We start from the raw sequence: 24,117 nt of genomic DNA on the forward strand, positions 1-24,117 counted from the left end.
AGCGGCACCAGCACGAGCGCGGCCCAGAAGTTCAGGCCCCACTGCATGGCCTGGAAGCACAGGTAAGCGCCCAGCAGGTAGAAAGCGCCGTGCGCGAAATTCACGAAGCGCAGCAGGCCGAACACGATGGACAAGCCAACGGCCAGCAGGAAATACAGCATGCCGATGCCGATTCCGTTGATGGTCTGGAGCAGGTAGACGGACATAGGTGTCGTGGGGGATGGCAAACGGGCAGGCGGCCCACGCCCTGCCCGCGCCGCAAACGATGCGGGCGCGAGCGCGGCGCGAAGCCGGGCGGCGTCAGGCCAGCTTGCAGCCGGTCTTGTCGACGGGCAGGAACGACTTGCCGGAACTGATCACGTCGACGTAGTCGGCCGGGTTGGCCATCTTCGACTTCGCCTTGCCCTTGAGCAGGTAGTAGTCCTTGATGACCTGGTGATCGGCCTTGCGAATTTCTTCGACGCCCGTGAGGCCGTCGAACTTCATGCCTTCGAGCGCGGCGATCACGGCCTTCTGGTCGACCGTGCCGGCCTTGACGATGCCGTCGATGAGGATCTTGGTGCAGATGTACGAACCGGCCAGGCTGTAGTTGGGCACGATCTTCAGCTTGTCGGCGGTGCGCTTCACGAGGTCCTTGTTGAGCGGCGTGTCGACCGTGTGCCAGTACTGCGCACCGAAGTAGACGCCGTCGCACAGGTCGGCGCCCAGCTCGTCGAACTGCTCCAGGCCCGAGGCCCAGGCCATGAGGATCGTCATGTTCTTGTGCATGCCGAAGCTCACCGCCTGGCGCAGCGCGGCCGACGACTGCGCGCCGAAGTTCAAGAGCAGCAGCACGTCGGGCTTGGCGGCCATGGCGTTGGTGAGGTAGCCGCTGAACTCCTTGTCGTTTAGCGAGTGGTAGCTGTTGCCCACGTGCTCGATGCCCTTCTCCTGGAAGATGGTCTTGGCCGCGCTCAGGAGGCCGTCGCCGAAGACGTACTGCGGCGTGATCGTGTACCAGCGCTTGGCCTTGGGCATGGACGCGATCAGCGGGCGCACCGTCTGCTCGATGGCACCGAAGGTGGGCACCGACCAGCGGAAGGTGGCGGGATTGCAGTCCTTGCCGGTGATTTCATCGGCGCCCGCGGTGGTGATGAACAGGCCGCCGGCCTTCTCGGCCTCCTTGCCCATGGCCAGTGCTTCCGACGACAGGATGCCGCCCGCGAAGAACTTGGCGCCTTGCTGCTGCGAGGCTTCCTGCACTTTGCGCACGGCGGTGGCCGGCTTGCCTTCGGTGTCGAGCAGCGTGTAGGCCAGCGGACGGTTCAGCACCTTGCCGTACTGCTCGATCGCCAGCTTGGTGCCCAGGTCGGCGAACTTGCCGTTGGCCGCGAAGGCACCCGACATGGGCACCGGTGCACCGAAGCGGATCACGTCCGTGGCCTGGGCGATGGCCGAGCGGCTCATCAGGAGCGAGGCCGGGGTGGCCGACAGGGCTGCGAGCTGAAGGAGTTGTCTGCGTTGCATGGGGTTCTCCGGTCGTGAGGTGTAGAAAGTGGGGGAAGAAAACACAGTGCCTGCGATCGCCGGCAATTTAAGCGGATAAATAGGATTAATATGCTGGTAAAAACCCGCTAGCAAGCCCCGTGCCCCAACCCAACCCGACCCTGCCGATGACGCCGTTAAGATCGCGCGCTGTTGCGCATCCCGCGCATCTCCCGATGTGCATGGATGGAGCGTTTTGATGAGAGTGGGGCACAACCCTCCGAAGCGGCAAAAGCTCTCGGACGTCATCGTCGAAGACGTCAAGCGATGGATCGTTGCCGAGCGCAAGCAGCCCGGCGACCGGCTACCGAACGAGAAGGAACTGATCGAGCTCTTCGGCTATTCGAAGAGCACCGTGCGCGAGGCGCTGAAGGCGCTCGAGGTGCGCGGGCTGATCTCGATCCGCACCGGCCCGGGCGGCGGCGCGTACCTGCAGCAGGTGTCGGTCGACCACGCGTCGGAACCGCTGCGCAACTTCCTGCACTTTCATCACCTCGACGGCCACCACATCTACCAGCTTCGCAAGGCGCTGGAGCCTGAGCTGGCCGTGAGCGTGGTCGGGCGGCTCACGCCCGAACACTTCACAAGGCTCGAAGAGAACGTGCGCCTGTGCACCATCGAGCCGACCAACGAAGACGAGTTGCGCACCCAGCGCGAGGCCGAGCTGGCCTTTCACACGATGCTCGCCGAGGCCTGCCCCAATCCGGTGCTGTCCTTCATGTGCCGCTTTCTCAACGACCTGCTGCGCGACCTCGTCGTCTACAAGAAGGCGCTGGACCACCACCACTTCGGCGAGACCAACGTGGACTACCACACGCAACTGCTGGCGGCGTATCGCAAGGAAGATGCGGACGAGGTGCGGCGGCTGATGGCGGAGCACATGGTGGATGCGGAGCACCATATGCATGAGATGGAGGCGCACATCGGGGCGAAGCATTTGTTGCTGCCGAGCGGGCAGCGCTGACCGGCTGGGTTGAGAACGGGCCGTTTGTCTTGTCCCCTCTCCCCTCGGGGAGAGGGTTAGGGTGAGGGCCGCGGGCCTTCGCACCTGCGCGCCCTTTGTCATCGCCGACACCCTCACCCCAGCCCTCTCCCGCAAGCGGGAGAGGGAGCAAGATCAACTCACTTGTGCGCTTGCTCCAAACACGCCTGAAACGCCAGCACCGCCCGTGAAGGCTTCGGCGAGCGCCGCAGCAGACTCACGAACCGGCACGCATAGTTGAAGCGCGCCGGCAGCACGGCCTTCATCAGCCCGCGCTGCTCGAACACCTGTGCGTAGTGGTCGGGCAAGAAGCCCAGGAAGCGCCCCGACAGGATCAGCGTTGCAATCGCCTCCTGGTCGAACCCGGTCGCCTTGCGCGACAGCCGCGCGCGGTGGCTCAGCTCCATGTTCGGCGAGTGGTAGCCCAGCCCGGCGAAATGGTGCTCGCCGAGCTTCGACCACGTGAGCTTGCCGTGCGGGCTGTCGAACAGCGGGTGCCCTTTGCCGCAGTACAGCAGCATGGTCTCGTCGAACAGGTCGGCGTAGACCAGGCTCTTCGAGCTGCGGTGCGCCGGGATGATGCCGATCTGGAAGTTGCCCTCCAGCACGCCTTGTTCGATGGCGTTGATCGAGCCCACATGCACCGCCAGGTTCACCTCGGGCGCGATCTCGGTGAAGCGGGCAATGGCCTCGCCGATGCGCGCCTTCGGGTTGGTCGCCGTCTTGTCGAACAGCGCCACCTCCAGCTGTCCGCCCATGCGGTTGTGGATGTCGTCGATGCTGCCGCGGAAGGCGTCGACCGAGGCCAGCAGCCGCAGCGTCTCGTCGTACACGCGCTGGCCCTCGGCCGTGAGCGCAAAGCCTGCCCGGCCGCGCCGGCACAGCACGAGGCCCAGCCGCGTTTCCAGGTCTTTCACGTGGCGGCTCACGGTGGAGGTGCCGATGTTCAGCTCCAGCTCGGCCGCCGCCATGCCGCCGCAGTCGACCACGCTCTTGAACACCTTGAGCAGGCGCAGGTCCATGTCGCTGAGCTGCCCCAGGACGGCGCGGTTGCGGGTGCCCTGGGCGCTGGTTTCGGTGGCGGGCGAGGCCTTGGCCTTTACTTGCATGGATCGTCAAGTGAACATTGATATTGCGCCATTCTCCACACTGAAGGCTCTGCGAACAATCGGCACATCCCTTCACCCCCGGAACCCGCCTTGCGCGGGATGCGCCATGACCCTCGCCACACCCGCCATCGAACCCACGCCCACCGCGCGCACCGACGCCGCCTGGCTCGAGGCGCACTGGATGCCGTACACCGGCAACCGCAACTTCAAGGCCGATCCGCGGATCATCGTGGAGGCCAAGGGCGCCTACTTCACCGACAACGACGGCCGCAAGATCTTCGACGGTCTCTCGGGCCTGTGGTGCTCGGGCCTGGGCCACGGCCGCCCCGAGATCACCGAGGCGGTGAGCCGCCAGATCGCCAAGCTCGACTACTCGCCCGCCTTCCAGTTCGGCCACCCGCTCTCGTTCGAGCTGGCCAACAAGATCAAGGAACTGACGCCCGCCGGCCTGGACTACGTGTTCTTCACCGGCTCGGGCTCCGAAGCCGCCGACACCTCGCTGAAGATGGCGCGCGCCTACTGGCGCACCAAGGGCCAGGCCGGCAAGACGCGCCTCATCGGCCGCGAGAAGGGCTACCACGGCGTGAACTACGGCGGCATCTCGGTGGGCGGCATCGCGGCCAACCGCAAGCTGTTCGGCCAGGGCATCGAGGCCGACCACCTGCCGCACACGCTGCTGGCAGCCAATGCCTTCACGCGCGGCATGCCCGAGAACGGCGCAGAGCTGGCCGACCGCCTGCTCGACCTCATTGCGCTGCACGACGCCTCGACCATCGCGGCCGTGATCGTCGAGCCCTTTGCCGGTTCGGCCGGCGTGGTAATTCCGCCGAAGGGCTACCTGAAGCGTCTGCGCGACATCTGCACGGCGCACAACATCCTGCTGATTTTTGACGAAGTGATCACCGGGTTCGGCCGCTGCGGCGCGCTCACGGGCGCCGATGCCTTCGGCGTCACGCCCGACATCATGAACATCGCCAAGCAGGTCACCAACGGCGCGCAGCCGCTGGGCGCCGTAGTCGCCAACAAGGACATCTACGACACCTTCATGGCTGCGGGCGGCCCCGAGTACATGCTCGAGTTCCCGCACGGCTACACCTACGGCGCGCATCCCGTGGCCTGCGCCGCCGGCATCGCCGCGCTCGACGTGCTGCAGAAGGAAGACATGATCGGCCGCGTGCAGACGCTGGCCCCGCACTTCGAGAACGCCGTGCACAGCCTGAAGGGCAGCAAGCACGTCGCCGACATCCGCAACTACGGCCTCGCCGCCGGCATCACCATCGCCGCGCTGCCGGGCGAGCCCGCACGCCGCCCCTACGAGATCGCGATGAACTGCTGGAAGAAAGGCTTCTACGTGCGCTACGGCGGCGACACGATCCAGCTCGCACCGCCGTTCATTGCCGAGAAGGCCGAGATCGACCGCATGGTCAACGCCCTTTCCGACGCCCTCGCAGAAACCGCCTGAATCCCTTTCGAGACCTGAAGACATGCAACACGACAAGAACGTCACCGCCACCATCGGCCACTTCATCGACGGCAAGCACGTCGGCGGCGGCAGCCGCGTGCAGCCGGTGTTCGACCCCGCCACCGGCCTGTCGGCCAAGAGCGTCGCGCTCGCCGACAAGCTCACGGTCGAGCAGGCCATCGCCGCGGCGCAGGCCGCCTTCCCGGCCTGGCGCAACACGCCGCCGCTGAAGCGCGCCCGCGTGATGAGCCGCCTGAAGACGCTGCTCGAAGAAAACGCCGACACCATCGCCGCGCTGATCACCGCCGAGCACGGCAAAGTGCTGGCCGACGCGCACGGCGAGCTGCAGCGCGGCATCGAGAACGTCGAGTACGCCAGCTACGTGCCCGAGCTGCTCAAGGGCGAGCACAGCAAGAACGTCGGCCCGTCGATCGACTCGTGGAGCGAGTTCCAGGCCATGGGTGTCGCGGCCGGCATCACGCCGTTCAACTTCCCCGTCATGGTGCCGCTGTGGATGTGGCCGATGGCCGTGGCCTGCGGCAACACCTTCGTGCTGAAGCCCTCGGAGCGCACGCCCTCCTCCACGCTGTTCATGGCCGAACTCGCGCTGCAGGCCGGCCTGCCGCCGGGCGTGCTGAACGTGGTCAACGGCGACAAGGAAGCGGTCGACACGCTGCTGACCGACCGCCGCGTGAAGGCCGTGAGCTTCGTGGGCTCGACGCCCATCGCTGAATACATCTACACCACGGGCACGGCCCACGGCAAGCGCGTGCAGGCGCTCGGCGGCGCCAAGAACCACGCGGTGGTGATGCCCGATGCCGACATCGGCAACGCGGTGAGCGCGCTCATGGGCGCGGCCTACGGTTCGTGCGGCGAGCGCTGCATGGCGATCCCGCTGGTGGTGGCCGTGGGCGACGCCACGGCCGACGCGGTGGTCGAAGGCCTGAAGGTCGAGATCGCCAAGATGAAGGTCGGCCCCGGCACCGACAACGGCAACGACATGGGCCCGCTGGTCACGCAGCCGCACTTCGAGAAGGTCAAGGCCTTCGTCGACGCGGGCGTGGCCGCCGGCGCCAAGCTGGTGGTCGACGGCCGCGGCATCCAGGTCGAAGGCCACGAAGGCGGCTACTACCTCGGCGCCTGCCTGTTCGACCACGTGAAGCCCGGCATGACGATCTACCAGGAAGAGATCTTCGGCCCGGTGCTCGGCGTGGTGCGCGTGAAGACGCTGCAAGAGGCGATGGACCTGATCGACGCGCACGAGTACGGCAACGGCACCTGCATCTTCACGCGCGACGGCGAGGCCGCGCGCTGGTTCAGCGACAACATCCAAGTCGGCATGGTCGGCATCAACGTGCCGCTGCCCGTGCCCGTGGCGTACCACTCGTTCGGCGGCTGGAAGCGTTCGCTGTTCGGCGACCTGCACGCCTACGGCCCCGACGCCGTGCGCTTCTACACCAAGCGCAAGACCGTCACGCAGCGCTGGCCCTCGGCCGGCGTGCGTGAAGGGACGATGTTCTCGTTCCCGTCGAACCGCTGATATCGAAGCGTCCGCAGCAGGTCAAGCCTTGTCGGCTTTTCCTGCGGCGTTCGCGAGCTTGCTGAGCATGCGGTCCACCAGCCACGGCTGGCGGTCCTCATCCTCAGCGCGTTCCTTGCGGCGGATCGCGTTGCGCACGACGATCGAGCCCACGTAGCGCATCGGCTCCGGCGGAAAGTAGCCCAGCGGCCCTGCCGTGATCGGGCTGCGCGTCCATGCGTTGTCCTGGTCGAGCACCAGCGACGACAGGATCTGCCCGCCCATGTAGGTCGGCCCCACCCCGTTGCCCGAGTAGCCGAAGCCGTAGTAGATGTGCGGCGCGCCATCGAGCTTGCCGAAGAACGGGAAGCCCGTCACCGAGCGGTCGGACGGACCGTTCCAGCTCGCGGTGATCGGCGTGTTGCTCAACGCGGGGAAGAAGGAATGCAGGGCCTGCGTGAGCTCGGCCTCGTAGGGCGAACGCTCGTCGAACACCTTGGCCATGCGGCCGCCCCAGGCGAAGGTGTTGCCGCCCTTGCCCAGCATGATGCGACCGTCGACCGTGCTGCGGTAGTAGTACACGAAGGTGCGTGAGTCGAGCACCGACACGCCGTCGGTCAGGCCGATCTGCTGCAGCAGCTCGGGGCAGCGCTCGGTGATGATCATGTCGCTCGACACGATGGCGATGGTCCGCTCGAACTGCGGGAAGCGGCTGGCCATCCACGCGTTCATCGCGAGCACCAGTTTCTTTGCGCGCACGCGCCCGGTGGGCGTGCGCACCAGTACGGGCTGGTCGGTGCTGAAGTCGAGCATCGGCGTGCGCTCGTGGATGCGAATGCCCATGGCCAGCGCCACGCGGCGCAGCCCACGCACCAGCTTGCCCGGATGCACGGTGGCGGCGATCGGCGAGTACACGCCGGCCAGGTTGCGCGCCGAGCCCGAGCGCCGCGCCACTTCGTCGGGCGGCAGCGCATGGTACGAGTGGATGCCGCGCGCCTCCAGCGCCTGCATCATCGGATCGAGCGTGCCGATCTGCGCCTGCGAGGTCGCGGTGTAGAGCGTGCCGTCGCGCCGCAGCTCGGCGTCGATGCCATGCGCCGCGCAGAAGTCGGCGATGTGCCCCACTGCCGCTTCCGACGCCTTCACGAGGCGCACGGCCTCGCCTTCGCCGAACAGCCGCCGCAGCGTCAAAAACTTGGCCGACCACGTGAGCAGGCAACCGCCGTTGCGCCCGCTCGCGCCGGCGCCGCAGAGGTCGCTTTCGAGAATGACGATGTCGAGCGCGGGCGCCTGCAGCTTGGCCTGGATGGCCGTCCACAGGCCGGTGAAGCCGCCACCGACGATGCAGACGTCAGCGGTGGTTTCGCCTTGCAGCGCCGGGGCCAGATCGCCATCGTTGAAGAGCGCTTGTTCGATCCAGAAGGGGCGCATCCGTGTGCCTTAGGCGGTGAGGGCTTGCCGGTGCTCGGCGGAACTGATTTCGAGATGGTGCACGAAGTGTGCGAGGCCGGGCATGTCGGCATCGGCCATCTTGGCCGTGTCGTCCCACTGCCGCAGGCGCACTGCATCCATCGCGTACGGCAGGGCCTCGAAGGCCTGGGCCTGCGCCTCGTCGAAGACGCCGCCCTGCAGTTGCAGGCTGCGCTTCGAGTCGGCCGACAGCGCCTCCAGGTAGCCGGGCACGCGCGCACACAGAAAGCGCTTGGCGTCCACGTGCAGCCGGATCGGTTCCAGCGTGGCCGGACCGAACAGCGCACGCAAAAACGGCAGGCAGCGGTACTGGTGCAGGTCGTCCAGCCCCTGCTGCGTCGGCGTGCCGCCGAAGTCGTGCAGCAGGTGGCCCAGATCGTGCAGCAGGGAGGCGGCGATCAGCGCGCTGTCCGCCCCCTCCTGCTCGGCCAGGTGCGCCGACTGCAGCGCATGCTCCAGCTGCGTGACCGGCTCACCGTCGTACTGCGCATGGCCCTTGGTCTCGAAGAGGCCGACGATGTCGGGGATGCTGAGGCTCATGGTTACCAGGGCAGCGAGTAGGTCTTGGTGTTGGTGAAGCTCTTCATGGCTTCGAGCACGCCTTCCTTGTAGCCCAGGCCCGAGTCCTTGATGCCGCCGAAGGGCGTGAGCTCCAGGCGGTAGCCCGGCACCTCGCGCACGTTCACGCTGCCCACGTTCAGCTCGCGGATGAAGCGCGTGATGTAGTCCAGCCGGTTGGTGCAGATCGACGACGACAACCCATAGGCCGTGCCGTTCGAGATGCGGATCGCTTCGTCGATGTTCTTGAAGCGGATGACCGGCGACACGGGGCCGAAGGTCTCTTGCTTGGCGACGGTCATCTCGGGATCGACGTGGTCGAGCACGGTGGGCGAGTACAGCGCGCCGCAGCGTTCGTTGCCGTACAGGAGCTTGGCACCCGCTGCGATCGCTTCGTTGACCACGGCCTCGAACTGCTTGGCAGCCGCTTCGTCGATCACGGTGCCCATGTCGGTGTCGGGGTCCATCGGGTCGCCGTACTTCAGGGCCTTGGTCTTGGCGACCAGCAGTTCGACGAACTGATCGGCAACCGACTCGTGCACCAGCATGCGTTTGACGGCTGTGCAGCGCTGGCCCGAGTTCTTGTAAGAGCCATTGGCAGCGAGCGTGGCCGCTTCCTCGATGTCCGCGTCTTCCATCACGATGATCGGGTCGTTGCCACCCAGCTCCAGGATCTGGCGCTTGTAGGTGGCCTTGCCCGCGATGTACTTGCCGATGGGCACGCCGCCGGTGAAGGTGACGAGGTCGACGTCGGCATTGGTCAGCAGCTCGTCGGCGATCTCTTTCGGGTCGCCCGTGAGCACCGACAGCATCTGCGGTGGCAGGCCGGCTTCGTACAGGATGTCGGCCAGCAGGAAGGCCGTGAGCGGCGTCTTCTCGCTGGGTTTCAGCACGATGCGGTTGTTGGTCGCAATGGCCGGCGCCACCTTGTGGATCACCTGGTTCAGCGGGTGGTTGAACGGCGTGATGGCGGTGATGGCGCCCAGCAGCGGTTCGCGCATCGTGTAGACCTTGCGGCTCTTGCCGTGGTGCGTGAGGTCGCAGGAGAACACCTGGCCGTCGTCCACCAGCGCCTGGTTGGCGGCAAACAGCAGCACGTCGGAGGCGCGGCCCACTTCGTACAGCGAGTCCTTGCGCGACAGGCCCGACTCGAGCGTGATGGTGCGCGACATTTCATCCAGGCGCGAGGCGATGATCTCGCCGGCGCGCATGAGGATCTTGTAGCGCTCGTAGCGTGTGAGCGTGGGCTTGTAGTCGCGGGCGATGCGCAGGGCATTGCGCACGTCGTCCAGCGTGGCCTTGGGCACGGTGGCGATCACTTCGCCGGTGTACGGGTAGGTGACGTCGATGGTGCGGTCGCGGTGGACTTTCTCGCCGGCGATGCGCAGCGCTTCGCGGTGGACAGTGCCTGGCTTCAGGATGGCTTGGCTCATGAATGCTCCGTGTGGTCCGTGTGGTTTCAGCGTGCGTGGTTCAGGGCAAGGTCGAGCGCATCGAAGTTGCGCAGCCGGCGACCGGCGGCAATGCCTTCGACCGGGCGGTTGCAGATCAGCGGCACCTTCTGCTCGGACACACCACCGTGCGAACGCAGCGGCACTTCGAGCGCCGAGAGGTCGTGGCGGCTGGCGGCGGTGCCGATGACGGTGCTCTGCTCGCTCACCACCACGATGTCACCGATGCGGTCCGGCGGCAGCTCGAAACGCTGCGCGGCTTCCTTGCGCGAGAGCACGAGCTCCATGCCCGGGATGCCCTTGATGCGTTCGATCCAGCCCGGCACGCTGGCTTCGTCGGGGGCATAGACCGTGGCGAAGGAGCCGAGCGCGCCGTGGTGCACGACGTACGGGTCGGTGATCGGCAGGATCACGCGGGCCGTTTCAGCGCCGTACCAGCCGTCGAGGACGTCCTGCAGATAGATGACGTTGGGCGAACCATCGGCACCGTGCTTGTCGTTCATGCCGTGGTCGGCCGTGAGCACGATGGTGGCGCCGAGTGCGTCGAGCTGCGCGAGGTAGCCGTCCATCATTTGGTAGAAGGCATTCGCTGCGGGGCTGCCCGGTGCGGCCTTGTGCTGCACGTAGTCGGTGGTCGACAGGTACATCAGGTCAGGACGCTGCGATTCCATGAGCTTCACGCCGGCGGCGAACACGAACTCCGACAGCTCGGCGCTGTACACCGAGGGCACGGGCATGCCGACCATGTCGAGCACGTTGTCGATGCCGTTCTCTTCCATCGTCACCTGGTCCGACTTCTCGGACGAGAAGCAGATGCCCTTCATCTTGTGGCCGAGCAGCTTGCGCAGCTTGTCCTTGGCGGTGATCACTGCCAGCTTGGCGCCTGCATCGGCAAACGCGGCCAGCACGGTGCCGGCACGCAGGTACTTGGGGTCGTTCATCATCACTTCCTGGCCCAGCTCGCGGTCGAAGAAGTAGTTGCCGCAGATGCCGTGCACCGCGGGCGGCGCGCCGGTCACGATCGACAGGTTGTTGGGGTTGGTGAACGAGGGCACGACGCAGTCGGCGAGCAGGTCGGCGCCGTCCTTGCGCATGCGGGCGATGTACGGGGCCACGCCGGCTTCGATGGCTGCGTCGAGGTAGGCCGGCTCGCAGCCGTCCACGCACACGACCACGATCGGACGGGCCATCCAGCGATAGCTTCTGGCATTGACTTCAAGTGTCTCCGGTGTCATTTCAGACTTCCTTTTGGGGTGGGTGGTTCGGGGTAACAGGGGTGTTGCTGATGGCAGCCGCATCGCCGTCGATGCGACCGAAGGCCTTGTGCATGCGCGCGCGGCTGTCGGCGACGTGCGTGCGCAGCGCGCGGCCTGCCGTGTCGGCGTTGCCGCTGGCAATGGCGTCGACGATGTGGCTGTGCTCGTCGGCCGAGACCCGCAGGCCGCCGCCGCTGTCGAGCGCGCGCATTCTGAAAAGGTGCAGCTCCTTGACGAGCCGCTTGTAGGTTTCGGTGAGCTTCTTGCTGCCAGCCGTGTCGAGCAGGATCTCGTGGAACTGCAGGTTGAGCTGCGCGTACTGCTCCACGTCCTGGGCCTGGGCCGCCGAGCGCATGGCGTCGACCATGGCGCGCAGGCGCTCCACCGCGTCGGGCTGGATGGCCAGCGCCACGCGCCGGCCGATGATTTCTTCGAGCGCCTCGCGCAGTTCGTAGATCTCGTCGGCTTCCTCGAACGCGATCTCGCGCACGAAGACACCGCGGTTCTTCTCGTTGCGCACCAGGCCGGCTTCTTCCAGGGCGCGCAGCGCCTCGCGGATCGGGCCGCGGCTGGTGTTGAAGCGCAGCGAGAGCTCGCTCTCGTTGATGCGGCTGCCCACGGGGAGCTCGCCCGTCATGATCAAACGCTCGATTTCTTCCTGCATCAGCATCGGCAGCGAGCTGGACTGGAGGAACGCGAGGGCGGCGGAGTGATTGCTGGTGACCATGGGGCGTATTTTCCCGAAGGATCGTCAACTGTCAACAATTTTTTATTGACAGTCGGCAATCAGCAACCTACATTGCAAACACCGGACGGCGTTGGACACCTTCGCGCCGGCGCCAGCCCCTCACTCACCCTCTTCAGTGACAGCCAGCCTTTCAGGAGAAAACAGATGACGATGAAACAAAGCACGCGCCGTCTCACGGCCGCCCTGTGTGTTGCGGCCCTCGGCCTCATGTCCGGCAGTGCGTGGGCGCAAAAGACGCCGCTCCTGGTCTACACGGCGCTCGAAACCGACGCCATGAAGCTCTACAAGGACGCCTTCGAGAAGGCCAACCCCGACATCGAAGTGAAGTGGGTGCGCGATTCCACCGGCATCGTCACCGCCAAGCTGCTGGCCGAAAAAGCCAACCCGCAGGCCGACGTGGTGGCCGGCCTGGCCGCCAGCAGCCTGGCGCTGCTGCAGCAGGAAGGCATGCTGCTTCCTTATGAGCCCAAGGGCTTCAACGAACTGAACCCCGCGTACTCCGACGCCGCCCGCCCGCCGGCCTGGGTCGGCATGGACGTATGGGCCGCCACCATCTGCTTCAACCATGTCGAGGCCAAGAAGCTCGGCCTGCCCAAGCCCGAAAGCTGGAAGGACCTGACCAAGCCCATCTACAAGGGCACGATCTCGATGCCGCACCCCGCCTCCAGCGGCACCGGCTACCTCGATGTGTCGTACTGGCTGCAGAACCTGGGCGACGCCGAAGGCTGGAAGTACATGGACGCGCTGCACCAGAACATCGCCCAGTACGTGCACTCGGGCTCCAAGCCCTGCAAGCAGGCGGGCGCGGGCGAGTTCCCGATCGGCATCTCGTTCGAGTTCCGCGCGCACCAGGTGAAGAAGTCGGGCGCGCCGGTCGACCTGATCTTCCCGAAGGAAGGCCTGGGCTGGGACATCGAGGCCACGAGCCTCATGAAGACCAGCACGAAGCTGGCGCAAGGCAAGCGCTTCGCCGACTGGATGGCGAGCAAGGAAGCCAACCAGATCAGCGCACGCTGGTGGGCCGTGGTCGCCTACCCGGGCGTGGTCTCGAAGCTCGAAGGCATTCCTGAGAACTACGAGAAGCTGCTGGCCAAGAACGACCTGAACTGGGCTGCGAAAAACCGCGAACGCATCCTGGCCGAGTGGAGCAAGCGCTACGAAGGAAAAGCTGAGCCCAAGTAAGCCCGACGGCATCCCCCGGTTTTCAATTCAAGGGTGCCGCCGCAACTGGTGACGCCCTCCAACGACGAGTGCGAAAAATGGACATGACCGACACCCGCTTCATTGCCAGCCAGTTGACCCCCACCGCGGCCCCGCCCGCGGCCCTCGAGATCGTCGGTGTTCGCAAGGACTTCGAGACCTTCAGCGCGCTGCGCGACGTGCACCTGCGCGTGAACCCCGGCGAGATGCTGTGCTTTCTCGGCCCCTCGGGCTGCGGCAAGACCACGCTGCTGCGCATCATCGCGGGCCTGGAAACGCAGACCGCCGGGCAGATCCTGCAGAACGGCAAGGACGTCTCGTGGCTCTCGCCGGACAAGCGCGACTACGGCATCGTGTTCCAGTCGTATGCGCTCTTTCCCAACCTGTCGATCGCGGACAACGTGGGCTACGGCCTCGTCAACAGCCGCGCGAAGCGGGGCGAGATCAAGGCGCGCGTCGACGAGCTGCTGAAGCTGGTCGGCCTGCCGACCTCGGGCGCCAAGTACCCGAGCCAGCTCTCGGGCGGCCAGCAACAGCGCGTGGCCCTGGCCCGCGCGCTGGCCACGCGGCCCGGCCTGCTGCTGCTCGACGAACCGCTGTCGGCGCTCGACGCGCTGGAGCGCATCCGCCTGCGCGGCGAGATCCGCCGGCTGCAGAAGCAGGTCGGCATCACGACCATCATGGTCACGCACGACCAGGAAGAAGCGCTCTCGATGGCCGACCGCATCGTGGTGATGAACCACGGCGTGATCGAGCAGGTCGGCACGCCGATGGAAATCTACGAGCAGCCGGCCACGCCCTTCGTGGCCGACTTCGTGGGCAAGGTCAACGTGCTGCGCGCGGTGGCGCTGGGCAACCAGCGCTTCCAGGTCGGCGACATGGAGCTGCAGTGCGACGCCTGCGACGGCGCCTTCGAGCCCGGCGACGACGTCAACCTGTACCTGCGCCCCGAAGACCGCGCGGTCGAGCACCTGCAAGACGACACGCCCAACCGCCTGCAGGCCAAGGTCACGAAGGTCGAGTTCCTGGGCGGCCTGTGCATCGCCGAGGTGACGGCCGACGCGCTGCACGGCCAGGTGCTGGGCCTGCACTTCTCGCTGAACCAGCTGCACGACCTGGACATCCGCGAAGGCAACACGATCGACATCGCGCTGCGCGCCAACCGCATCCGCGCCTTTGCTGCGCGCCCGGCGAAATCATGAACACGCTGGCACATCCTCGCCCTGTATTGGCCGCGCGCCCGGCCTTGCGCTGGAGCCGCGACGAGACCATCGCGCGCGCCATCCTGTTCGTGGTGATGGCGATGCTGTTCGTGTTCCTGGTCGCGCCGCTGCTCACCATCCTGGCGCACGCGGTGCAGGACAAGAACGGCAACTTCGTCGGCCTGGCCCACTTCATCACCTACTTCCAGACACCGAGCCTGCTGCGCGCGGCGTGGAACTCGATCTGGGTGTCGGCCGCGGTGGTGATGATCTCGGTGCCCACGGCCTTCGTGTTCGCCTACGCGCTCACGCGCAGCCGCATGCCGGCGCCGCTGAAAGCGGTGTTCCGCCTCATCGCACTCATTCCGCTGCTCGCGCCCTCGCTGCTGTCGGCCATTTCGTTCGTGCAGTGGTTCGGCAACCAGGGCGCGCTCAAGTTCCTGCTGGGCGGCGCCTCGATTTACGGTGCGCCCGGCATCATCCTGGCCGAGGTCTACAACACCTTTCCGCACGCGCTGATGATCCTCGTCACCGCGCTGTCGCTGGCCGACGGCCGGCTGTACGAGGCGGCCACCGCGCTGCGCACGCGCCCGTTCCGTCAGTTCATGACGATCACCCTGCCCTCGTGCAAGTACGGCCTGATCAGCGCGGCCACCGTGGTCTTCACCTATGTGGTGAGCGACTTCGGCGCGCCGAAGGTCATCGGCGGCAACTTCAACGTGCTGTCGGTCGACGTGTTCAAGCAGGTGGTCGGGCAGCACAACTTTTCGATCGGTGCGGTGGTCGGCATGCTGCTGTTGCTGCCGTCGATCATCTCGTTCGTGATCGACTACGTGGTGCGGCGCAAGCTGAAGGCGCAGCTTACGGCGCGCTCGGTGCCCTACACGCCCAAGCCCCGCAAGGTGGCCGATGCAGTGCTCACGCTGTTCTGCACCGTGGTCTGCGGCCTGCTGCTGGCGACCATCGGCATGGCGGTCTACACCTCGGCGATCTCGCTGTGGCCGTACGACCTGTCGTTCACGCTCAAGCACTACCACTTCGTGCTCATCGAGAGCGACATGGCCGCTGCCTACGGCAACAGCCTGATGGTGGCGATGGTGACGGCGGTGGCCGGCTCGCTCATCGTGTTCGTGGGCGCCTACCTGATCGAGAAGACGCGCAACCTGGGCCTCATGCGCAAGGGCATGCACCTGATGGCGGTGCTGTCGATGGCGGTGCCGGGCCTGGTGCTCGGCCTGGGCTACGTGATGTTCTTCAACCATCCGTCCAACCCGCTGAACTTCTTGTACCAGACGATGGCGATCCTGATCATCTCGATGGTGGTGCACTACTACACCTCGAGCCACCTCACGGCGGTGACGGCGCTCAAGCAGATCGACAACGAGTTCGAAGCCGTGTCGGCCTCGCTCAAGGTGCCGTTCTTCAAGACCTTCCTGCGCGTGACGGTGCCGGTGTGCCTGCCGGCCATCCTGGACATCGGGCGCTACTTCTTCGTGGTGTCGATGGCCAGCCTGTCGTGCGCCATCTTCCTGTACACGCCGGAGACCATCCTCGCGTCGGTCGCGATCATGCACCTGGACGACGCCGGCGACATCGGCCCGGCCGCCGCGCTGGCCAGCCTGATCGTCGTCACCTCGACGCTGGTGTGCATCGCCTACGCCCTGCTGACGCGCGTGCTGCTTGCACGCACGCAGGCCTGGCGCAACCTCAGCCGCGGCTGAACCGCTTTCCTGTTCCCCTCATCACTCTCGCCCCTCATTCCCTTTCCCTGCCTGGAGACATCATGAGTCAAGCCGCCCACCCCATCCTGCTCACGCCCGGCCCCCTGACCACCTCGGACCGCACCCGCCAAGCGATGCTGCGCGACTGGGGATCGTGGGACGCCGACTTCAACCAGATCACGGCGCGCATCCGCAAGGAAGTGCTGAACATCGTGCACGGCACGGGCACGCACGAATGCGTTCCGTTGCAAGGCAGCGGCACCTTCTCGGTCGAAGCGGCCATCGGCACCATCGTGCCGCGCACCGGCCATGTGCTGGTGCCGAGCAACGGCGCCTACTGCCAGCGCCTCGCAAAAATCTGCAAGGTGCTGGGCCGCAAGCTCACGACCATCGACTACACCGAGGAGAAGCAGGTCTTGCCCGCCGACGTCGACCGCGCCCTCGCGGCCGACCCCAGCATCACGCACGTGGCGGTGGTGCACTGCGAAACCGGCGCCGGCGTGCTCAACCCGCTGCACGAGATCGCGCTGGTCGTCGCCAAGCACGGACGCGGCCTGATCATCGACGCCATGAGCTCCTTCGGCGCGCTGGACATCGACGCGCGCAAGACGCCGTTCGATGCCGTGGTCGCCGCCTCGGGCAAGTGCCTCGAAGGCGTGCCGGGCATGGGCTTCGTCATCGTCAAGCGCAGCACGCTCGAGAAGTGCGAAGGCAACTGCCACTCGCTGAGCATGGACCTGTACGACCAGTGGGTCTACATGGAGAAGACCACGCAGTGGCGCTTCACGCCGCCCACGCACGTGGTCGCCGCGCTCGACACCGCCATTGCCCAGTACATCGAGGAAGGCGGCCTGCCCGCGCGCGGTGGACGCTACACGCGCAACTGCAAGGCGCTCATCGACGGGCTCGCGACGCTCGGTTTCCGCAGCTTCCTCGACCCGGCGATCCAGGCGCCGATCATCGTCACCTTCCATGCGCCCGACGACGCCAACTACGACTTCAAGACCTTCTACCAGGAGGTGAAGAAGCGCGGCTACATCCTGTACCCCGGCAAGCTGACGCAGGTCGAGACCTTCCGCGTGGGCTGCATGGGTCACTTCGGCGACGCGGGCATTCCGGGCGCGGTGGCGGCCATTGCCGACACGCTGAAAGCCATGGGCATCCGGCAGGTGACGGCGGCCGTCGCGGCCTGAAGACCCTCTGAGCAGGCCGGCGCATTGCAGCGCCGGTCCTACAACGCGGGAGTGATGCGCTTCGCATAATGCCCCGCATGACGGTTCTGCGCAGCGACATCCCTGCCCGCCTGGACCGCCTGCCGTGGTCGCGCTGGCATTGGCGCGTGGTGATCGCGCTGGGCGTGGCCTGGATTCTCGACGGCCTCGAGGTCACGCTGGTGGGCTCCATCGGCGCGGTGCTGGAGCGGCCCGACACGCTCGGGCTCACGGCGGGAGAGATCGGCTGGTCGGGCTCGATCTACATCGCGGGCGCGGTGATCGGCGCGCTGGTGTTCGGCCGGCTCACCGACCGACTCGGGCGCAAGAAGCTCTTTCTGCTCACGCTCGTGGTCTACACGCTCGGCACGCTGGCCACGGCCTTCTCACCCAACTTCGCCTTCTTTGCGCTGTGCCGCTTCGTCACCGGGCTGGGCATCGGCGGCGAGTACGCGGCGATCAACTCGGCCATCGACGAACTCATTCCGGCGCGCGTGCGCGGGCGCGTCAACCTCGCGATCAACGGCAGCTTCTGGATCGGTGCGGCGCTCGGCGCGGCGCTGAGCCTGGTGCTGCTCGACGCGCGCGTGATCGGCCCGGTGTGGGGCTGGCGCGCCGGCTTTGCATTGGGTGCGGTGCTTGCGGTGGCGATCCTGCTGGTGCGGCGTCATGTGCCCGAGAGCCCGCGCTGGCTCATCGCGCACGGGCGTGCAGACGAAGCCGAGCGCATCGTTGCGGACATCGAGCGCGAAGTCGAAGTGCAGCACGGCCCGCTGCCCGCTGCGCATGGCCACGTGATGTACACCGCCGCGCGCCAGAACAGCCCGCCGATGCGCGAGGTGGCGCGCGTGCTGCTGCGACGCTATCCGGCGCGCAGCATGGTGGCCGTGGCGCTCATGGTGTCGCAGGCCTTTTTCTACAACGCGATCTTCTTCACCTACGCGCTGGTGCTGACGCGCTTCTACGGCGTGGCCGAAGGCCGCGTGGCGCTGTACATCTTTCCGTTTGCGCTGGGCAACGTGCTCGGGCCGCTGCTGCTGGGCCCGCTGTTCGACAGCGTGGGCCGGCGCAAGATGATCGCGCTGACCTATGTGCTGGCCGGCGTGGGGCTGGCGCTCACGGGCTGGGCCTTCATGCAGGGCTGGCTCGACGCGCGCAGCCAGGCGCTGTGCTGGTCGGCGGTGTTCTTCCTGGCGTCGGCGGCGGCCAGCTCGGCCTACCTCACGGTGAGCGAGGTGTTCCCGCTCGAGATGCGCGCCATGGCCATCGCGATCTTCTATGCCATCGGCATGGGCGCGGGCGGCTTCGCGGCGCCGGTGCTGTTCGGCCTGCTGATCGAGACCGGCAGCCGCGGCGCGGTGATGGTGGGCTACCTGATCGGCGCCGTGCTGGTCATCGTCGCGGGCCTGCTGGCGCTGCGCTACGCGGCCGATGCGGAACGCAAGCCGCTGGAAGAAGTGGCCCCGCCGCTGTCGTCGGAAGCCGGCGGCGAACGGCCCTGACGGCGCGCTACAGCGCGCAGGTGCGAAAGCCGAAGAAGCCGTCGTCGGAATCGGGCAGCGCGAAGCCACGTCGGCGCGGCGAGCGCAGCCGCGCACGGGTCGCGAACGAGGCGCCGCGCAGCACGCGCGCGCGGCCGAATGCGGCCACGGGATCGAACTCGCCACCCGCGCTCCACGGATCGGCCCGGAAACCCGGCCAGGGCTGCAGCGTGCCTGCGGTCCACTCGTGCACGTCGGCCCAGCGGAAGCCGCGCCGCGCGGCCGTGTGGGCCGCGATTTCCCATTCGACCTCGGTCGCGATGCGCCGGCCGGCCCAGCGCGCCCAGGCGTCGGCCTCCCACCAGCTCAGGTGCACCGCGCTGTGGTGCCCGGCCGCGCGCACGGTGACGCCGAAGCGCTGCTGCAGCACCGAGCCGCCCGTGCCGTTGCGGGCCACGCCGATCTGCTCCACGTGGCGCGGGCCGCGCCGGCCTTCGGTCTGTGCGGCGAGCCAGCGCCAGCCGTCGCTGTGCCACAGCTCCTCGCGGTCGTAGCCGCCGTCGTCGACGAACTGGATGTACTGGTCCCAGGTGACGGGCTGGGCGTCGATCTCGAACTCGGGCACGTCGACGCGGTGCGCCGCGCCTTCCTGCGCGAACAGGAAGCCGCTGTGCTCGGGCAGGCCCAGCTCCCAGCGCGTGGCGGGCAGCAGCAGCGGCTCATGCGTGACGGCGATGGGTGCCGGCTCGATGTTCAGCGGCAGGCCCAGCGTCTGCGCCAGCACCACGAGCTGTTCGCCGCGCAGGTCTTCATGGAACAGCGCGAGCCGGTAGAAGTACAGGCCGGCATCGGTCTCGGCGGCGTTCTCGAGCAGTTCGAGCGTGCTCTCGAGGGTTTCGAGCAGGTAGGCCTTGGTCTGGCCCAGGCCCGGCAGGTCGGGCGACCCGCTGCGCTCGGCGGCGCCCTGGGCGGGGTTCCACCAGTCGTCGGCGTCGGGGTCGATGGCGGCCAGCCGCGTGGGGCGCACGGGGCAGTCGATGCCGAAGGCGCGCTGCGTGTTGCGCCCGATCCACCATTCGGCGAACCAGCCGATGTGGCCCGCCAGCCAGACCGGCGGCAGCACGCCCGGCTGCTGCGGCACGCGCATGCTTTCGCCCAGCGCCTCTTCGAACAGGGACAGCAGGTGCAGCGTGTGGTTGCGGGCGTCGATGAGGGCCAGCGACAGCAGGTCGCGGCCGGCGCGGCGCATGTCGGGGGAGTCGATCGACAGCGGGCCCGCTGCCGCCGGGGCCGGTGGAGGGCGCGGAGTCTGGGCCATGTCGCATTATGGCCACCATGGCAGCCCTGGGTAGGACCCGAAAAGAACTTTCCCCGTACACCGATAGAATCCGAGCCGCCTCTTGCACCCGACCCGTTGGCACACAAAGCCAGTGCGTCGGGTGCCGTCGTATCGGGGCATCCAATACAAAAATGGAGATGTAATGCAAGGCTTGCTCAAGCTGTCCCGGGCCATTGACTGGCTCAATGCCCAGGTCGGCAAATACGCCATCTGGCTCATCCTGGCCGCCACGGTGATCAGCGCCCTCAACGCGATCGTCCGCAAGGTCTTCAACACCAGTTCCAACGCCTTCCTCGAAGTGCAGTGGTACCTGTTTGCCTGGTCGTTCCTGGTGGCCGCCGGCCTCACGCTGCTGCAGCGGGAACACGTGCGCATCGACGTGCTGAACAGCCGCCTGTCCAAACGCACGCAGGTGTGGATCGACATCGTCGGCTTCGCCCTCTTCCTGACGCCGCTGTGCATCACGGTGCTGTGGCTGTCGATGCCGGTGGTGATCCAGATGTACCAGTCGGGCGAGATGTCCGGTAACTCGGGCGGCCTGATCCGCTGGCCGGTGTGGGTGGCGTTGCCGGTGGGCTTCGTGCTGCTGATGCTTCAGGGCTGGTCGGAACTCATCAAGCGCATCGCGTTCCTGCGCGGCGAAGGTCCTGACCCGATGGGCCGCCTGACCGACAAGACCGCTGAAGACGAACTCATCGAGGCGCTGCGTCGCCAGGCCGAGGCGGACGCCGCCGCGGCCAAGCCCCAGCACTGAACGGCCAAGGCAGAAAAGACACCATGGAATTCATTGTTGCCAATTTCGCCCCGATCATGTTCGCGGGGCTGATCTGCTTCCTGCTATTGGGCTTTCCCGTCGCATTCAGCCTCGGCGCCTGCGGCCTGTTCTTCGGACTCGTCGGTATCGAGCTGGGCGTGTTCCAGGCCTCCGTCATGGCCTGGCTGCCGCAGCGGCTCATCGGCATCATGGCCAACGACACGTTGCTCGCGGTGCCCTTCTTCACGCTGATGGGGCTCATATTGGAGCGCAGCGGCATGGCGGAAGACCTGCTCGACACGGTCGGCCAGGTCTTCGGCCCGATGCGCGGCGGCCTCGCCCTGGCGGTGATCTTCGTCGGCGCGCTGCTGGCGGCCACCACCGGCGTGGTGGCGGCTTCGGTCATCTCGATGGGACTGATCTCGCTGCCCATCATGCTGCGCTACGGCTACGACCGGCGCCTGGCCAGCGGCGTGATCGCCGCCTCGGGCACGCTGGCGCAGATCATCCCGCCCTCGCTGGTGCTGATCATCATGGCCGACCAGCTCGGCAAGAGCGTCGGCGACATGTACAAGGGCGCCTTCCTGCCCGGCTTCATGCTGATGGGCATGTACGTGCTGTATGTCGTGTTCCTCGCCATCTTCAAGCCCGCGCAGGTGCCCGCGCTGCCGCCCGAGGCACGCACCTTCCGCGAGCCCAACGGCGGTGGCGGCTACGCCTCGCTGGTGGGCATCACGGCGCTGTCGGCCGTCGTGGCCGTGTTCCTGGCGCGCAACATGGAGACCGTGCACACCTGGTTCCAGGGCGAGCCCGTGACCTTCGTGGCCACCGACGAAAAGGTCGTGGTCGCCATGTGCGGCGGCGTGTTCGTGGCGCTGGTGATTGCGCTGATCAACAAGGGCCTGAAGCTCAACCTGCTGTCGCGCCTGGCCGAACGGGTCACCTTCGTGCTGATCCCGCCGCTGCTGCTGATCTTCCTGGTGCTGGGCACCATCTTCCTGGGCGTGGCCACGCCGACCGAAGGCGGCGCGATGGGCGCCATGGGCGCGCTGATCATGGCCTGGGTGCGCCGTCGCATGAGCTTCTCGCTGCTCAAGCAGGCGCTGGGCTCGACCACGCGGCTGTCCAGCTTCGTGATGTTCATCCTGATCGGCGCGACGGTGTTCAGCCTGGTGTTCCAGGCCGCCGACGGTCCGATCTGGGTCGAGCACCTGCTGACCTCGCTGCCCGGCGGCCCGGTGGGCTTCCTGATCGCGGTGAACGTGCTGATCTTCTTCCTGGCGTTCTTCCTCGACTACTTCGAGCTGTCGTTCATCGTGGTGCCGCTGCTGGCCCCGGTGGCGCACAAGATGGGCATCGACCTGATCTGGTTCGGCGTGCTGCTGGCAGTGAACATGCAGACCTCGTTCATGCACCCGCCCTTCGGCTTCGCGCTGTTCTTCCTGCGCTCGGTCGCCCCCGAGAAGCAGTACGTGGACCGCGTCACGCAGAAGGTCATGGAGCCCGTGACCACGATGCAGATCTACAAGGGCGCGATTCCCTTCGTGCTGATCCAGCTGACGATGGTGGGCGTGCTGATCGCGTTCCCGCAGATCGTGACGGGCAGCCTCGACAAGGAAGTGAAGGTCAACCTCGACGACATCGGCGCGCAGATGCGCGACAGCCTGAAGCCCGAAGAAGGCGCCCCGCCGGCCGACCCGTACGGCGGCGCGGAAGAGTCGGAGCCGAAGGTCGAAGTGCCGGACGCGGAGGGCGCGGCACCTGCGGCTCCCGCAGCAGCCCCGTCTTCGACGCCCGAGCCGGCGGCCGAGACCGGCGAGACCGATCCGATGAAGGCGATGCAGGACGCATTGAAGTCGCCGCCGCAGAAACCCTGAGCGGCCTCCGCTTCTCAAGCCAAAGCCCCCGACCCCGGGGGCTTTTTTCATGCCCGCACGAAATCAGTGAGAACAGCGCACGCCAAAGAAAAAGGCCGGCCTGCTTGCGCAGACCGGCCTTTCGATGAAGCCTCAGCAGATCGTCAGATCTTGACCGAGTTCATGTACTGGTTGAACGGGTACTCCGAGAAGCGGTTCCACAGGATCTGGTCGCGCTGGAAGGCGCGCATGTCCTGGTGGATCTTCTTGAACTCAGGCGACTTGCCTTCGTGCAGCGCGAACACTTCCATCGAGGCCTTGAAGCCGGCGTCCATCACGGCCTTCGGGAAGGCCTTGAGTTGCGTCTTGGCAGCCACGAGGCGCTTCAGCGCCACGGGGTTGTAGGCGTCGTACTTGGCGGTCATGTCGCGTGCGGCAACCTTGGTCGCAGCGTCGAGGATGGCCTTGTTCTCGTCCGACAGCTTGGCAAAAGCCTTGTTGTTGATGAAGAACTCGAGGTCGGCGCCGCCTTCCCACCAGCCGGGGTAGTAGTAGAACGGGGCGACCTTGTTGAAGCCCAGCTTTTCGTCGTCGTGCGGGCCGACGAATTCAGCGGCGTCCAGCGTGCCCTTTTCGAGCGACTGGTACACGTCGCCGGCAGGCATGTTCTGCGACACCACGCCCAGCTTGGCCATGGCCTCGCCGAACACGCCGCCGCCCATGCGCATCTTCAGGCCCTTGAGGTCTTCGACGGTCTTGATTTCCTTGCGGTACCAGCCGCCCATCTGCGTGCCGGTGTTGCCGGCGCTGGCGGTGCGGAAGTTGTACTGCGCGAAGAACGCGTCGAGCAGCTTGCGGCCGTTGCCGTACTCTTTCCACGAGTCGTTCTGGCGGGCCGTGAGGCCGAAGGGAACGGCGCAGCTGAACGCGAAGATCGGGTCCTTGCCGGTGAAGTAGTAGGCGGCGGATTGCGCCATTTCGAGCGTGTCGGCCTGCAGGGCATCGACCACGCCGAATGCGGGCATCAGCTCGCCGGCGGGGTGGACCGAGATTTCGAACTTGCCGCCGGACAGGGCCTTGACCGTCTTCGAGAGCGTTTCAGCGCTGCCGAAGATGGTGTCCAGGGAGCGGGGGAAGCTCGAGGCCAGGCGCCAGCGAACCGCGGCCTGCGCATGGACGGCAGGGGCGATGCCAGCGGCCAAAACGCCGGCGATGCCCGCGTTTTTGATGAGGGAACGACGATCCATTGAATTCACTCCGAGTGCTTTGGAAAA

19 protein-coding genes and 1 pseudogene are annotated in these 24,117 nt (G+C 66.6%); 10 read left to right on the forward strand and 10 right to left on the reverse strand.

Annotated features, from left to right (window positions below):
* Together AAG801_RS17320 and AAG801_RS17325 are read right to left on the reverse strand one after the other, a co-directional pair.
* Nucleotides 1-206, reverse strand: a pseudogene (locus AAG801_RS17320) (branched-chain amino acid ABC transporter permease); the annotation flags it as partial.
* A gap of 94 nt (nucleotides 207-300) precedes the next feature.
* The gene (locus AAG801_RS17325) at nucleotides 301-1,506 is read right to left on the reverse strand and encodes an ABC transporter substrate-binding protein (protein WP_341889472.1); all 1,206 of its coding nucleotides are present in this window, start codon (nucleotides 1,504-1,506) and stop codon (nucleotides 301-303) included.
* A 217-nt stretch (nucleotides 1,507-1,723) separates the two neighbouring features.
* Between AAG801_RS17325 and AAG801_RS17330 the strand changes: the two genes are divergently transcribed.
* The gene (locus AAG801_RS17330) at nucleotides 1,724-2,488 is read left to right on the forward strand and encodes a FadR/GntR family transcriptional regulator (RefSeq protein ID WP_099795891.1); all 765 of its coding nucleotides are present in this window, start codon (nucleotides 1,724-1,726) and stop codon (nucleotides 2,486-2,488) included.
* A gap of 158 nt (nucleotides 2,489-2,646) precedes the next feature.
* Here AAG801_RS17330 and AAG801_RS17335 read toward each other — a convergent pair whose 3' ends face one another.
* Nucleotides 2,647-3,615, reverse strand: coding sequence for a LysR family transcriptional regulator (locus tag AAG801_RS17335; protein ID WP_192195667.1), 969 nt, complete (start codon nucleotides 3,613-3,615; stop codon nucleotides 2,647-2,649).
* Between the two features lie 106 nt (nucleotides 3,616-3,721).
* On the opposite strand from AAG801_RS17335, the gene AAG801_RS17340 reads away from it, so the two are divergent.
* Together AAG801_RS17340 and AAG801_RS17345 are read left to right on the forward strand one after the other, a co-directional pair.
* Complete coding sequence (locus AAG801_RS17340; RefSeq protein WP_341889473.1) at nucleotides 3,722-5,077, forward strand: aspartate aminotransferase family protein; 1,356 nt, start codon at nucleotides 3,722-3,724, stop codon at nucleotides 5,075-5,077.
* A gap of 22 nt (nucleotides 5,078-5,099) precedes the next feature.
* Complete coding sequence (locus tag AAG801_RS17345; RefSeq protein ID WP_099795888.1) at nucleotides 5,100-6,617, forward strand: CoA-acylating methylmalonate-semialdehyde dehydrogenase; 1,518 nt, start codon at nucleotides 5,100-5,102, stop codon at nucleotides 6,615-6,617.
* A gap of 21 nt (nucleotides 6,618-6,638) precedes the next feature.
* On the opposite strand, the gene AAG801_RS17350 is transcribed toward AAG801_RS17345, so the two are convergent.
* From AAG801_RS17350 to AAG801_RS17370, 5 genes are read right to left on the reverse strand one after another with little or no spacing between them, the layout of a single operon-like run.
* On the reverse strand, nucleotides 6,639-8,027 hold the full coding sequence (locus tag AAG801_RS17350; RefSeq protein WP_341889474.1) for an FAD-dependent oxidoreductase: 1,389 nt from the start codon (nucleotides 8,025-8,027) through the stop codon (nucleotides 6,639-6,641).
* Nucleotides 8,028-8,036: 9 nt separating this feature from the next.
* On the reverse strand, nucleotides 8,037-8,606 hold the full coding sequence (locus AAG801_RS17355; RefSeq protein ID WP_341889475.1) for a phosphonate degradation HD-domain oxygenase: 570 nt from the start codon (nucleotides 8,604-8,606) through the stop codon (nucleotides 8,037-8,039).
* A gap of 2 nt (nucleotides 8,607-8,608) precedes the next feature.
* Nucleotides 8,609-10,057 (reverse strand): phosphonoacetaldehyde dehydrogenase, encoded by a 1,449-nt coding sequence (phnY, locus tag AAG801_RS17360; protein ID WP_341889476.1) that lies wholly within the window; start codon nucleotides 10,055-10,057, stop codon nucleotides 8,609-8,611.
* Between the two features lie 26 nt (nucleotides 10,058-10,083).
* The gene (gene phnA / locus AAG801_RS17365; RefSeq protein ID WP_099795884.1) at nucleotides 10,084-11,310 is read right to left on the reverse strand and encodes a phosphonoacetate hydrolase; all 1,227 of its coding nucleotides are present in this window, start codon (nucleotides 11,308-11,310) and stop codon (nucleotides 10,084-10,086) included.
* A 1-nt stretch (nucleotide 11,311) separates the two neighbouring features.
* Nucleotides 11,312-12,058, reverse strand: coding sequence for a phosphonate utilization associated transcriptional regulator (locus AAG801_RS17370; protein ID WP_101492539.1), 747 nt, complete (start codon nucleotides 12,056-12,058; stop codon nucleotides 11,312-11,314).
* Between the two features lie 171 nt (nucleotides 12,059-12,229).
* Here AAG801_RS17370 and AAG801_RS17375 point away from each other — a divergent pair, with 171 nt between their 5' ends.
* The 5 genes from AAG801_RS17375 (at nucleotide 12,230) to AAG801_RS17395 (ending at nucleotide 18,915) form a co-directional block, all read left to right on the forward strand.
* A complete protein-coding gene (locus AAG801_RS17375; RefSeq protein WP_180839047.1) occupies nucleotides 12,230-13,261 on the forward strand; it encodes a putative 2-aminoethylphosphonate ABC transporter substrate-binding protein in 1,032 nt (343 codons plus the stop codon).
* A gap of 77 nt (nucleotides 13,262-13,338) precedes the next feature.
* Nucleotides 13,339-14,481 (forward strand): putative 2-aminoethylphosphonate ABC transporter ATP-binding protein, encoded by a 1,143-nt coding sequence (locus tag AAG801_RS17380; protein WP_341889477.1) that lies wholly within the window; start codon nucleotides 13,339-13,341, stop codon nucleotides 14,479-14,481.
* Nucleotides 14,478-16,202: a putative 2-aminoethylphosphonate ABC transporter permease subunit gene (locus AAG801_RS17385; protein WP_341889478.1), complete on the forward strand. Its 1,725-nt coding sequence runs from the start codon at nucleotides 14,478-14,480 to the stop codon at nucleotides 16,200-16,202. The genes AAG801_RS17380 and AAG801_RS17385 overlap by 4 nt, the downstream gene beginning before the upstream one ends.
* A gap of 62 nt (nucleotides 16,203-16,264) precedes the next feature.
* Complete coding sequence (locus AAG801_RS17390; RefSeq protein ID WP_341889479.1) at nucleotides 16,265-17,395, forward strand: 2-aminoethylphosphonate--pyruvate transaminase; 1,131 nt, start codon at nucleotides 16,265-16,267, stop codon at nucleotides 17,393-17,395.
* 77 nt (nucleotides 17,396-17,472) lie between these two features.
* Nucleotides 17,473-18,915, forward strand: a complete 1,443-nt coding sequence (locus AAG801_RS17395; RefSeq protein WP_341889480.1) for an MFS transporter — start codon at nucleotides 17,473-17,475, stop codon at nucleotides 18,913-18,915.
* A gap of 7 nt (nucleotides 18,916-18,922) precedes the next feature.
* Here AAG801_RS17395 and AAG801_RS17400 read toward each other — a convergent pair whose 3' ends face one another.
* Nucleotides 18,923-20,212 (reverse strand): SUMF1/EgtB/PvdO family nonheme iron enzyme, encoded by a 1,290-nt coding sequence (locus tag AAG801_RS17400; protein WP_341889481.1) that lies wholly within the window; start codon nucleotides 20,210-20,212, stop codon nucleotides 18,923-18,925.
* 163 nt (nucleotides 20,213-20,375) lie between these two features.
* Between AAG801_RS17400 and AAG801_RS17405 the strand changes: the two genes are divergently transcribed.
* Both AAG801_RS17405 and AAG801_RS17410 read left to right on the forward strand, forming a co-directional pair.
* Nucleotides 20,376-20,987, forward strand: a complete 612-nt coding sequence (locus tag AAG801_RS17405; protein ID WP_341889482.1) for a TRAP transporter small permease subunit — start codon at nucleotides 20,376-20,378, stop codon at nucleotides 20,985-20,987.
* 23 nt (nucleotides 20,988-21,010) lie between these two features.
* Complete coding sequence (locus tag AAG801_RS17410) at nucleotides 21,011-22,864, forward strand: TRAP transporter large permease subunit (RefSeq protein ID WP_341889483.1); 1,854 nt, start codon at nucleotides 21,011-21,013, stop codon at nucleotides 22,862-22,864.
* A 143-nt stretch (nucleotides 22,865-23,007) separates the two neighbouring features.
* Here AAG801_RS17410 and dctP read toward each other — a convergent pair whose 3' ends face one another.
* Nucleotides 23,008-24,090: a TRAP transporter substrate-binding protein DctP gene (gene dctP, locus AAG801_RS17415; protein ID WP_101492548.1), complete on the reverse strand. Its 1,083-nt coding sequence runs from the start codon at nucleotides 24,088-24,090 to the stop codon at nucleotides 23,008-23,010.
* Nucleotides 24,091-24,117 lie beyond the last annotated feature (27 nt).

The organism is Variovorax sp. YR752 (assembly GCF_943372545.1).